Genomic DNA, 12,518 nt, shown 5'->3' on the forward strand with positions numbered 1-12,518 from the left:
CAAGGAAGCGCACTTCCGCGAAAGCGCCCTGCGCGAGGATTGCGGCGAGTGCGAGACCGAGGGTCAGGACCCGGCCCGTGTTTCGGAATCTCATCGAAATCTCCTTGTCCCGGACCGTCGCTCGGGCAAAGGAATCCTCGACGAGCAGCTCTCGGCGGTTTACGGGGCTGGCTTTTTGCAGTGACGTACTATTGCCCAAGCTCAACCGCTCGGCGAGGCCGACACCTCAGGCTGACCGTTCGGATGACACGGTGCAATGCCCGACGGGGTGGGAGATCCCAGGCCGGTAGGGTAGGTCGCCAGTCCTCGAAAGAAGCCACCAAAAAGGTTCCGCGAAGCCGCGCCTATTGCTTCAAACGATCCCATGAAACGACAGAAGAGGTCCGAGAAGCGCGGCTTATCGGACCCTCTAGCTCCTAGACTCTCGCTCGGGAGACGCTCTACCAAAGTTGATGGGACTCTCCCGAATCCCTATCCGCACCTTTCGGCGCCATTCCTGGATCGTGCGGACGCTGATATCGAGAATGTCGGCCGCTTCGCATTGTTTCGAAAGAAGGCGGGAGAAAACGTGCGCGGTCTTGGTCTCCACTTTGCCTTCCCAATCGCCATCCGCGCAGGAGCCGACTACCGAACGAGTTGCAGACTCTCCAAGAGCTTCTCGAAGTCCTCCCTGAGACTCGCGGCAGGCGGGGGACCGTCGGGATGGGTTTCGGAGTAATGAGTGATCACGAAGTACTCGTTGCCCATGGGGCGAGGGAAGCAGAGGTACAGACTGGATATCTGTGCACCGTCTTGACTCTTGACCACATAGTCCATCGTAAAGAAAGTCTTCCCGCCAATGTCGGTCTCGCCCATGACGAGGTCTTCGAGCTTGTAAAGCCCCGGCTCGACGCCCCATCGGATCATTGTGCTCTCCTCATGTCCGCGAAAGGCGTCGGCGATCTCCTTGGGCGTCGACGCTCTCAAGCTCGGGAACCGGATGATGTTCACCATCACCTGGATCTGGAATGTGGACTTTGAGACCTGTCTGGTGAGAGTCGTCGTTTCGTTCTGCTTGGGGACGCGCTTGACCCGCCAGCCTCGCTCAGTGGGTTTGGCGAACGAATAGTGCGGCATCTCGATGCGTCGCGTCTTGCCATGAACCGAGGTGGCTAGCGTCACGCAGCCGACAACCAACGCCACCCATGTGATGGACCGTCGAACTCTGATCATGATGGGCCCTCCTTATCCCACCGGAGCCGATTGAAAAGCTCGCTGATTGAGTTGAGCAGGTGGACCTGCTTTCCCTTGGAGAAGTTCGACGGTATGACGCTCTCGGCGGCGAGCATGTCCACGTCCTCAGCGAGTCGCACGAAGAAGACCTGCTCTGCGGGCGACTTCGGACCCGCGGGCGCCCTGCATCGCATCGTGACCGCGATCGTGCCGCGCTCCGGATTCGGTTGTGGAAGCGGCAGACGCTGGGCATGAACCCCCGATGCCGCCAGCGACAGCGCCACGGCCGCGAGAACGACTCTCCCGACTTTTCGCATCGACCTTTCTTCACCCCGTGCTGTGTCTCTGGGCGTTACCTTCCTCCTCTCAAATGAGTTCGGGCATAGTCCCGAACCCAGGCCAACCACCCTTCGGCAGCCCGGCAGTCTTGGGGTCCTTCGTGGCTGAGCGTTAGGGCCTGGAGCAGCGCGGAGGAGGCGAGGACCCGTAGCTTTGCGGCCCTGGGTTTTCCCAGGTGTGCCTTTATCGAGGCAACCTGAAATGTTACGTCCGTTGTTACGAAGACGCGCCACCCCAACGGGCAGGAGGCGCGCGCAAAGCGATGTCCAGGCGGCCACTACCCCGCGCTACACCCACTTGGCAGCCGATCCCGTGCGGCAGGCAGCCGACAGGATCTCGGGCGAGATTGCAGAGGCGATGATTGGGAAGGCGACAAGACCGCCCAGCGCTGGCGGCCAGCGGCGCCGACTAGGCGGTAGCTAGTCCAGCGACGCCTGGTTCGTGCCGGAGCCGCCCGCGAATCGGCGACCAGCGAGCCGCACCCGCGTGAAGGTGCCGGAGAAGAGGCCGGCGATCCATGTCATCCGAGCTGGGTAACACAATCGGACCATCTGCAGGGTTGACACTGCAGCGCGTGTTATCCACAGTGCACGAAAACTCATGCAGTCCTAGTCTCGGTCGTCCGACTAGGACATCGTTCGCGTATCATTCCTTCAGCGAATGACGTCGACCCCGGAGCAGCACACCGGCCACCCCGGGCTTCTCAGCACGGAGCTGGTCAACGGCGTGACCCACGGCGTCGGCCTGGGCTTGAGCATCGCCGGCCTGGCGGTGCTGATCGTTCTCGCAAGCCGCTACGGCGAGCCGATCCATATCGTGGCGTGTGCGGTCTACGGCGCGACGCTCACCCTTCTCTACCTGGCTTCGACTGTCTACCACAGTGTCCAGCACACACGCGCCAAGAGAGTGCTGCGGATCATCGACCACTCGGCGATCTTCTTGTTGATCGCCGGCACCTATACGCCCTTTGCCCTCGTGGTGCTCGAGGGGACCACCGGCTGGTGTGTGTTCGGGGTGATCTGGGGTCTCGCCCTGGTCGGCGTGGTCCTTAAATTGTTCCTCACCGGACGCTTTCGCGTCGCGTCGGTTCTGGTCTACGTCGGGATGGGCTGGCTGGCGCTGTTCATCTTCGAGCCGCTGGCCGAGCGGATCGGGAGCGGCGGGATCATCTGGCTTCTCGCCGGCGGCATCGCCTACACGGGCGGGCTGGTGTTCTACGGGTGGAAGTCGCTCCCCCATCACCATGCCATCTGGCATCTCTTCGTGATGGCGGGCAGCACCTGCCACTTCTTTGCGGTGATGCTGCACGTTCTGCCGCTCGATTGACGTGATCTCTCGAGCACTCGGGTCCTACGGAAACCTCGGGGCGCCGAGCTCAGGGCGCGAGGGTCGGATCGATCTCGATGATCAGCGTCGCGCCGTCCTCGACCACGAACCCGCTCCCCAGAATCACTGCCTGGCCGGCACGAAGCGTGACCGTCGCCCCGGCTTTGACGACGAAGTTGGTCACTATGATGGTTTGCTGCGCTTCGAACGTCTCGGTCCCCGTGACTTCGCCAAAGAGCTCGCGAGTCGTCGGCGGATCGCTGCTCAGAGTATCCGAGTCGGTCGCCGAGTTGTTGGCGGGATCAGGGTCGGTTCCGCCCGCTGGCACGGTCACCGTCGCCGTGTTCTCGAGCGTTCCGCTGGCGGCGGCCGATACGTCGCACTCTCCGGTGTAGGTGACAGAGTCGCCGGTCGGAATGTCGACGGTGTCGGCAAGATCACTGCCGCCCGGGCTGGCCGTGCAGCTCGCCCCGCCCGAAGCCGCACAGGTCCAGGTGCAGGTGAGGTCGCCTGGAACCGAATCCTCGACGGGCGCGCCGATGACGTCATCCGGGCCGGCGTTCGAGACGACAATCGTGTAAGTGATCGAGCTGCCGATCGTCACACCCTCCTGGTGATTGCTCTTGCTGATCGAACTGTCGGCGGTCACCGGACGGAAGAAGTTGGCCGTTGCCGAGCGGTCGCCGAGCATGCTCACCGAAGTGATGGCCGAGTTCGCATCCAGCACGTCGCCGGTCCAGTTGCTGAAGTTCCAACCGGCGCCGGGAATCGCGGTCACGGTGATATCGGAGCAGACCGGAAAGGAATGGGCACCGATGGTCGGATCCGTCGACCCGCTGCCGGTGACCGCCATGGTCAGGGTGTATTGCTCGGCCGAGCCGCCGCGCTCGAAGGCACCCATGTCGATGATCGGCGCCGTGCCGTTGCCAGTGTCGGGGTCCACGCCGGGGTCGTCGAGGAAGCGCTGGAGGCCGTCGAGATCTTTGCTGCAGGTGTCGATCCCGGTATTGTCGCCGGCGTCGACAGCCGGCGAGCCCGTGCCGAGACGCAGATTGTCATCGAGGGTGCCGAGGACGTTGTCGGCGCCATCCGGATCGATGAAGAGTGGATCCGAGCGGATGTTGCCGTTGGCGTCCGCCCCCCCCAAGCCGTCGCCAAAACCGTTCTGGTTGACGTCGCTGTAGGTGATGGAGTACGGGCTGCAGACCTCCTTCTTGTCCGGGGGCGCTACGGACGCCACGTCGCCCCAGAACACCGAGTTGACCACCGTGATAGGAGCCGGGTCGAACTGGTCGGCACAGATCGCACCGCCCCAGGCGCCAGTCGAGTTGCCGTGGAAGGTAGTGTTCTCGACGGTCAGCCCGCTCCCGGACACCTTGTAGATCGCACCGCCGCTGCCGTTGGCCGAGTTGCCGACGAAGAGGCTGTTGGAGACGGTCGTGGTGCCGTCCGTGCGAATTGCGCCATTCTTCTGGGAGCCGCTGTTGGTGTTGCTGTTGGCGAGGAAGAGGCAGCGCTCGACGGCCCCTGAAAGGACGATGGGCGGGCCCGTGGTGGAGCTGTTGTTGACGAAGACCGAGTCGACGACCGACCTGCCCGAGCCGCCGATCGCCATCGCCGCCGTGTTGCCGCTGAACAGGCAGTTGTCGACATCGGCGGGACCGGAAAGGCCTCTGACGCTATTGGCGCTGAATTCACAGTTGCGGATCCTGGGAGGGTTGATTCCCGTGTAGGGGTTGCCCTGATCTGCGCCGTTCTGGAAGACGAGACCGTCAAGGATCACGTTGGGGGCGTCGACCCAGAGTGTGGTCGTCGTCCCACCACCGTCGATGATCGTCCGGTTGGTTGTCCAGTCGCGGTCCTTGCGCTGGCTTTCGCCGCCCACGAAGCCGCCGTAGAAGTCGAGGGTCTTGTTGATCTGGAGCCAGCTCGGAGTGTAGGTCCCCTGCTTGATCCAGACCTCGTCGCCGCCGGCTGCCGCCGTAACGGCCTCGTCGATCGTTTTCTTCGCCGTCGCCCAAGTGTTGCCCAGGCCGGAGGAGGTCACGGCGGGGTCGACGTACCAGATCCCGGTGGGCGTGCCCGGCACGAACTCGTCGGCACCCATGTCCGGGGTTGCGGTTCCGTTGCCGTCGCCGTCGATGATTCGGGTGTCGCCATCGAAGTCGGTAGTGGGCAGGTGGAAGGCGCTCGACCAGCCGGCGTCGATGCACGGTGAGGTGTCGCGCAGATGGGGCCGGACGGTGCCGAAAAACTGAGGATCCTGCCGGATGTTCTGGTTTGCGTCAGGTCCGCCCCCCGCATCACCGTAGCCTGACTGGTTGATGTCGTTGTACGAGACGCCGCCGAAAGTGCCGTGGAGCTCCCGGCCGCTGACGCTCGCTGTGTCGCCCCACAGAATGCTGTTGGTGATGGTGGGCAACGGCGGGTCACCGAACTCGCTGCTCGCGACCGCGCCGCCCTTCACGGCGCTGTTCTGCGAAAAGGTGCTGTTGGTGATGAACGGGTTCACCTCTCCGTCGACGTAGATGGCCCCACCTGTGTGGGCCTGGTTGCCCCAGAACGAGCTGTTGACGACCACGAAGTTGCTGAGCCAGCTGGAGATCGCGCCGCCCGTCGACAGGTCGGAGCTGCCGTTGGCGTGGAAGGTCATGTTGCGGAAGATCGGTCCGGGCACCGGGATGATCGGCCCGGCGCTGATGTTGACCGCACCACCGGCGCCGAGGAAGGAGCCGCTGCAGTTCCTGATGGTCAGGCCGTCGAGGGTAGGCTGCGCTGGCGGCCCGGCAGGCGCGGCCACAATCGCGATGCACGCGTTGCCGTAGCCGGTGCCGTCGATCACCGTTAGGTTGGCCACCCAGTTGCGCTGGCTGAGCGCCGACTCCCAACCCGCGAAGCCGCCGTAGACCTCCATGTCCTCGGACGCGAAGATGATCTGCGACGTGACCGGATAGGTGCCTTTCTTGATCCAGATCTCGTCCGAGGAGTTGGCCAGAGTGATGGCTTCCGCCAGGGTCTTGACCGCCTCGTGCCACGAGGTTCCGGTGCCGGAGGCGGCCTTGTCGCCGTCGACGTAGTAGACCGTGGACTGGACGGGTGCCGCGACAGCCAGAGTCGAGAGGGTCGCCGCGAGGGTCACAGCAAAACGAAGTCTCATGAGTTTCTCCTACCAAAAAGCCCTATCGATCCGCTCATCGTTCTTCTTCTTGAATGTCTCTCCCTACTTGACCGAACGACAAAACGAGTCTCGGGGGACCACCCGCAGCCCACCTGTCTAGGCGGTTTCAAGGAGCGATGTTCCTGCTAGCGTGGTGGCGAATCCGGCTCGAGCTCACGGTCGCCCAGTCGGGAGAGAGCGCCGCGGGCGTGCCCGGCCCAGGGGGGGCGGCTCGGGAGTCGGAATGGAGGGACAATTTGCAGCCGTCTGGCGGTGTCGCCGACTCGGGTGAGGTCACCCGGCTTCTGAACCAGCTCTCCGAGGGCAGTGAGGCCGAGCAGAGCCGCGTCCTCGAGGAGCTGATGCCGCTCATCTACCGCGAGCTCAAGGTGCTGGCGCGCGCCAACCGCTATCGCTGGCAAGTGGAACCCTCGCCCGGAACAACCAGCCTGGTGCACGAGGCCTACGCCCGTCTGGCCGGGAGCCCGGGAGGCGGCTACGAGAATCGACGCCAGTTCTTTGCCGTCGCCTCCAAGGCCATGCGCAGCGTCCTGATCGACAACGCCCGCTGGCACAGCCGCCGGAAGCGCGGCGCTGGTCTCAGACCGGTGCCGCTCGATGAGGAGCGCCTGGTCTCGGCGGAGCGCTGTGAGGAGCTCCTGGCCTTGGACGATGCCCTCAACCAGCTGGCCGAGCGCGAGCCGCGGCTGGCCCGCATCGTCGAGTGCCGCTGTTTCGGCGGTCTGACGGTCGAGGAGACCGCGGAGGCGCTGGCGGTCTCCGCGACCACTGTGAAACGCCGCTGGCGGCTGGCGCGCGCTTGGCTGTACCGGGAGCTTCAGCCGGCTCCGGTTTGAGGCTACGAGGACCGCGGTGACCGGCACGAGGGCACAGCTCGAAGATCTCTTCGAAGCCGCGGTCGATCTGCCGCCCGCGGACCGGCAACGGTTCCTCGACGAGTGCTGCGGCGAGGACGGCGCCCTGCGCCGCGATCTCGAGGAGCTTCTGGCCTCGGATCACGCGGCCGGCGAGTACTTCGACGAGCTTGCCGGCAGCATCGTCGCCGCCGCCCCGGGAGAGCTCGAGAGTGCCGCCCGGCCACGAGTCGAGATCGGGCCCTACCGAGCACTCGAGCTCATCGGACGCGGCGGCATGGGCGTGGTCTACTGCGCGGTTCGAGTCGACGGTGAGTTCGACCAGGAAGTGGCGCTCAAGCTCCTGCATCTCGACATGGAGACTCCCGAGATGCGGGCGCGCTTCCTGGCCGAGCGCCAGCTGCTGGCGCGGCTCTCCCATCCCAACATCGCTCATCTCCTCGATGGCGGTGTCACCGAAGAGGGCCGGCCCTACTTCGTGATGGAGCACGTCGAGGGCGTACGAGTCACCCGCTACTGCGGGGAGCACGCTCTCACCCTCGATCAGACGCTTCGTCTCTTCCTGGATGTGATCGACGCAGTCAGCTATCTGCACCGCAACCTGATCGTGCACCGGGACCTGAAGCCCGGAAACATCTTTGTCGATCACGAGGGGCACGTGAAGCTGCTCGACTTCGGCATCGCCAAGCTGCTGGCGGTGGACTCCGAGCTGGGCGGAAGGACCCGCACCGGCGAGCAGATGCTGACGCCGGACTACGCGGCACCCGAGCAACTGCTGGGGAAACGGGTGACGACCGCCACCGACGTCTACGCGCTGGGCGGCATTCTGTACGAGCTCCTGACGGGGCGGCGACCGTTCGAGAGCACTGCCAAGGATCCGGACGAGATCCGGGAGCGGGTTCCAACCACGCCGGGAGCCGCACTGCGGGCCGCGCGGAAGGCGCGCGAGAACACTGACGGAGCCGAGCATGCCTCCGTGTCATGGCGCCAGATTCCGAGGGATCTGGAGACTATCTGCCTCGAAGCACTGCGGCCCGAGCCGGAGCATCGCTATTCGTCCGCCGAGGAGCTCGGCCGGGACATCGAGCGGTATCTCGAAGGTCTTCCCCTCGGAGCTCGAAGGGCCACGCTTGGCTATCGGCTGGGCAAGTTCGTCCGCCGGCACCGGCAAGCGGTGATCGCAGCGTTGGTCCTGCTCGCTGTGCTGGGCTTCGGTTTCGCCCGGGAACGGAGCCTGCGAACCGAGGCGGAGATCGCTCGCACGCACGCCGATCGGGAGGCGGCAAAGGCGGTGGCGGTCTCGGAGTTTCTGAGCGAGCTGCTGTCCTCGGTCGATCCGGCCAAGGCGCAGGGCGAAGAGGTGACCGTTGCCGAGGTGCTCGATCAGGCCTCGGAGAGACTCGAGGAATCAGACGACTTCGTCGATCAGCCGGAGGTCGAGACCTCGGTTCGGCTCACCATCGCCGACACCTACCGGGCGCTGAGCAGGTTCGATCGCGCCAAGGTCCACGTCGACCGGGCGGTAGCGCTCAGCGGGGGCGTGCACGCGTCCACGCCCGAGGCCCTCGAGGCCGTCGAATCACTGGCTTATCTGCACATCTCGAGGGAGGAACCGGAGCAGGCGATCCCGCTGGCCCGGCAGCTGCTGACGGTGCGAACCGAGACCCTCGGCCAGGACCATCCCGAGATCCTGGCCGCGATGAGCCTGCTCGGCAAGGCGCTCTGGCTGCAGGGCCTGTACGAAGAGGTCGAGCCGCTCAATCGCAAGACCGTCGAGATTCACAAGCGCGTTCTGGGCGCGGAGGACCCAGACACCCTGCGGTCGATCAACTCCTTGGCGGCGACCCTCTTCTACCTGGCTCGCTACCTCGAGGCCGCCGAGCTGTTCGAGCAGCTGCTCGTCGTGCATCGGAGCGTCTTGGGCGAGAATCACCCGGACACCCTCAACTCCGCCAACAACCTAGCCGCCTGCTACATGGAGCTCTGCTACTACGACAAGGCCGAACAGCTCCTGCGGCCGGTGCTCGAAGGCCGTCGGCGGGTCCTGGGTGAAGACAGTCCGCTGACCTGGACCACCACTCACAATCTCGGAGCGGTGCTCGTGCCGATGGGCCGTTACCAGGAGGCCGAATCGCTGCTGCGCAAGGCGGCGGAGCTGCGGCGGGGCATGAGCGGGAACCTCCGAAACCACTACTTCTCGCGCAGCTACCTCGCCGACGCGGTGCGCGACCAGGAACGCTACGACGAGGCCGAGGCGATCTATATGGAGACGCTGACAGCACAGCGCCGCCGGTACGGTGAGGACGATTCCCAGACGCTCAAGACCGCGATCGGCCTGGCGGATCTGCGGCTGAGACAGGGCCGGCTCGAGGAGGCCGAGGATCTACTCCTCGACGCAACGGAGAGGATGGCCGGTGTCGTGGGCAACCAGCACCCCGATCTTCTCGGCGGGAGGACGATCCTGGCGCGCCTCCGGAACGCCCAGAGCCGGCCCGCCGAGGCGCTCGGGCTGGCCGAGGCCGTGCTGGCAGGCGCCGGTCCGGCCTACGATGCCGAGCACCCGCTGGTGCTCGATACGCAGGTGGAGAAAATCGTCGCGCTGCGCGCGTTGGGACGTTTGGAAGAAGCCGCCGAGCTGGCGCCCGCCGTGTATCGAGGGCGTGTCGGCCGGCTCGGCGAGGATCATCCGAGGACGGCGGAGGCACTGGCACTGGTGCGAGCGCTGGGCGGAACCTGACGCGAGGCGGGCGGTGCCGTTCCTATTGTCGCTCGACGAAGCGGCCAACGGCCGGTCATTTCTTCGCTTTCCAATCGCTGCGGATACTCGATCGGCTCGCCGACCGCGACCGCGATGCGCGCAGGCCCGACATCTTTGCCGTTCTCGCCGCGACCGGCGCCGAACCGGTGAAGCAGAGGACTTCTGGGGAACATGAAGCAACTCGAATCTTGCTCGAGGTACCGGTTGCAGTGACTTGCCGGGCGACAGTCGTGCCGAGCTTCGCCGTGTCCTCGAATCCACCGATCCGCTGCCGGTCAGTGACAGCGACTAGACCAGCGTCGATCCCGCTCGTCATCGATGGGCTAGGATGCATGCCGAACCCGCTTCAACGGAGGCAGCATGAGCTCTGAGTCCACCAGGTCGAACCCGTCCTCGCTGCGTCTGTGGCCCGCCATCTCGCTGTTCGCGATTCTCTGGATCTTCCGCTTCCTGCCGCGGTTCGTCGAAGACCCGTCGCTCCAGCTTCTGATGATCGCGTTCATGGGCCCGCTCGTTTGTACCGCTCTGATTCTGCTTTGGTGGGTCGCGGCGAGCCGCGCGACCTGGCGTGAGCGGGTCTTCGGTCTGCTCGGCTTTCTGGTCCTCGCGGTGATCGGATTCTTCGTCGAGCATGCCACGATCCGTGGGTTCGGCACGCTGAGCGCAATCCAATGGGGAGCGAGCGCGTTCGTCGTGGGTCTGGTCGCGTCCAAATGGATCCGTCCCGAGCGGCGGACGGCGATCGGACTGGCCGCGGCAGCCCTCGCCTTCGGCTACTGGTCCCTGGTGCGGATGGATGGGGTCTGGGGCGGCGATTTCAGGGCCGAGCGCTCCTGGCGCTGGTCGCGCACGGCCGAGGACGACTATCTCGCCGGGCGGGAAGGCCGTACCGGCGGCGCGAGCCTCGACGAGCCGCTGGCCGAAGCCCAGTGGCCCGGCTTTCGCGGGCCCGGGCGCGATGGCGTGGTGCCGGGTCTGACGCTCGCCGAGAACTGGCAGGCAAGGCCTCCCCAGGAGCTCTGGCGCATCCAGGTGGGTCCGGGATGGTCGTCGTTCGCGGTCGCGGGCAGGCGGATTTTCACCCAGGAGCAAAGGGGAGAGCTCGAGGCGGTGGTCGCCTATGACACCGAGAACGGCGCGGAGATCTGGGCTCACGAGTATCCGTCCCGCTTCTTCGAGGCGATGGGTGGAGCCGGCCCGCGGGCCACGCCGACCCTCGCCGCCGGCATGCTCTTCACGCTCGGCGCCGAGGGACTCCTGCATCGGCTAGAGCCGGAGACCGGAAAGATGGTCTGGCAGGCCGACCTGCGCGTCGACTCCCAACGGGAGCCGCCGACCTGGGGCTTTGCCTCGTCGCCCTTGGTCGTCGGCGATGTGGTGATCGTCCACGCCGGCGGCGAGGAGGACCGAGGGCTGCTCGCCTATGGCGTCGACGACGGTCGGCTGCGCTGGGGCGCCCCGGCCGGGGGGCACAGCTACAGCTCGCACAGTTGTCGCAGGTCGCCGGCGAGAGCTCGGTTCCGATGGTCACCAACGAGGGGCTCGCCCTCTACGATCCGGCGGACGGCTCGGTGGCGTGGAAGTATGCCTGGCCGATCAACGACTATCGGGTGCTCCAATCGCTGGTCCTCGGCGAGTCGACGCTTCTGATGACCACCGGCCAGGTCGGCACAAGGCGGTTGGACGTTCGCCGCGAGGGAGCCGAACTGATAGGCGAGGAGCGCTGGACTTCGAATAGCATGAAGCCCGACTTCAACGACTATGCAGCGCACGAGGGCTCGCTCTACGGCTTCGACCGCAATATTCTCGCCTGCGTCGATCTCGAGACCGGTGAGCGGCGGTGGAAGGGAGGCCGCTACGGCGCCGGCCAGCTCCTGCTGCTTCCCGACGCCTCGCAGCTCCTGGTGATCGGCGAGAAGGGCGACCTCGTGCTGGTTCGCGCCACGCCCGAGCGACACGAGGAGCTCACCCGGATGAAGGTGTTCGAGGCCAAGACCTGGAATCACCCGGTGCTGGTCGGCGATCGGCTCTACCTACGCAACGCCGAAGAGGCGGTGGCCCTGACGATGCCGCTGGGTTGATCCGGAGCGCTAGATGGTTGTTGCCGAAGGCGTAGACGAGGGGAACGTCCCCGTAGGGGTTGCGACTGTTTGGATCTGCACCGGCCGAGAGGAGACTGCGCGCCTGCCGCAGCTCGAGGCCTGGCGGAAATCGGCGGATGCCACCCTTTGGTACTCACTGCCGTTGGCGGAGGGTACGAAGCAGCTTGGGAGATTCAGCTCGGCCTACCCGTATGGGTATTGCCATTGCCTCTCGGAAGGTGTGCTGTGGAGGAGCACAAATTGAGGACGGACGAGGATGGAGCCGAACCGCGCCCAAGAGCTTCTGGCGCAGGGCTGCGCGCGAGCGGAGGCTGTGCTCCTGGCCGTATGCCAGGAATTCGAGATCGAGCTAAATGAGGAGGTGATTCCCCGGATCGGCTTTGGCTTCGCCGGAGGGATCAGAAACCTCCTAGGGAGAGGATTGCGATGACGTTCATCCCCGGAGCACTACTAAGGAACCTGTATAACCACTCCAGCCTGAGGAACTCGGGCTCGGGCGTGCGCTTTTCGGTGAAGAACCGGCTGAGCCCGGCATCACTCAGGCGCATCGAGCAAGTCTCACTCAACGGCGAGGTCATACGCCCCGAAAGAATCGAGGTCACCGTCGATTCCGGCGACGCCTTTCCGGTGAGTCAGATCGGCCCGGACCAACCGGTGGACTTCCCGTTGGGCACGCTTCTGACCTTTCACCTGGCGGTGGACCCGCTCGCCGAGGGCAAGCACGGCTTGGAGTTCGCGTTCGAGACCGC

At 65.3% G+C, this 12,518-nt stretch carries 9 protein-coding genes and 1 riboswitch; of the genes, 6 read left to right on the forward strand and 3 right to left on the reverse strand.

The features are described 5' to 3' along the window. Positions 1 to 624: 624 nt before the first annotated feature. Both GY769_25390 and GY769_25395 read right to left on the reverse strand, forming a co-directional pair. Positions 625 to 1,212, reverse strand: a complete 588-nt coding sequence (locus GY769_25390; protein MCP4205259.1) for a hypothetical protein — start codon at positions 1,210 to 1,212, stop codon at positions 625 to 627. Then, entirely contained in the window at positions 1,209 to 1,529 is a 321-nt protein-coding gene (locus tag GY769_25395) for a hypothetical protein (GenBank protein MCP4205260.1), read from the reverse strand. The genes GY769_25390 and GY769_25395 overlap by 4 nt, the downstream gene beginning before the upstream one ends. 92 nt (positions 1,530 to 1,621) lie before the next feature. After that, positions 1,622 to 1,743, reverse strand: a riboswitch (cyclic di-GMP riboswitch). Between the two features lie 468 nt (positions 1,744 to 2,211). Between GY769_25395 and GY769_25400 the strand changes: the two genes are divergently transcribed. Continuing rightward, complete coding sequence (locus GY769_25400) at positions 2,212 to 2,877, forward strand: hemolysin III family protein (GenBank protein MCP4205261.1); 666 nt, start codon at positions 2,212 to 2,214, stop codon at positions 2,875 to 2,877. A 49-nt stretch (positions 2,878 to 2,926) separates the two neighbouring features. On the opposite strand, the gene GY769_25405 is transcribed toward GY769_25400, so the two are convergent. Beyond that, positions 2,927 to 6,034, reverse strand: coding sequence for a DUF11 domain-containing protein (locus GY769_25405; GenBank protein MCP4205262.1), 3,108 nt, complete (start codon positions 6,032 to 6,034; stop codon positions 2,927 to 2,929). 137 nt (positions 6,035 to 6,171) lie between these two features. Here GY769_25405 and GY769_25410 point away from each other — a divergent pair, with 137 nt between their 5' ends. From GY769_25410 to GY769_25430, 5 genes are all read left to right on the forward strand, one after another. Then, positions 6,172 to 6,891, forward strand: coding sequence for a sigma-70 family RNA polymerase sigma factor (locus GY769_25410; protein ID MCP4205263.1), 720 nt, complete (start codon positions 6,172 to 6,174; stop codon positions 6,889 to 6,891). A 16-nt stretch (positions 6,892 to 6,907) separates the two neighbouring features. Then, positions 6,908 to 9,646: a serine/threonine protein kinase gene (locus GY769_25415; protein ID MCP4205264.1), complete on the forward strand. Its 2,739-nt coding sequence runs from the start codon at positions 6,908 to 6,910 to the stop codon at positions 9,644 to 9,646. Positions 9,647 to 10,027: 381 nt separating this feature from the next. Further along, positions 10,028 to 11,317 carry a PQQ-binding-like beta-propeller repeat protein gene (locus tag GY769_25420; protein ID MCP4205265.1) on the forward strand — a complete coding sequence of 430 codons (1,290 nt, stop codon included), beginning with the start codon at positions 10,028 to 10,030 and terminating at the stop codon, positions 11,315 to 11,317. Further along, complete coding sequence (locus tag GY769_25425; protein MCP4205266.1) at positions 11,278 to 11,748, forward strand: hypothetical protein; 471 nt, start codon at positions 11,278 to 11,280, stop codon at positions 11,746 to 11,748. Before GY769_25420 ends, GY769_25425 begins: the two co-directional genes overlap by 40 nt. A gap of 447 nt (positions 11,749 to 12,195) precedes the next feature. After that, the coding region (locus GY769_25430) for a hypothetical protein (GenBank protein ID MCP4205267.1) at positions 12,196 to 12,518 on the forward strand (323 nt) is incomplete at its 3' end.

The organism is bacterium (genome assembly GCA_024224155.1).
Classification (GTDB): Bacteria; Acidobacteriota; Thermoanaerobaculia; order Multivoradales; family JAHEKO01; genus CALZIK01.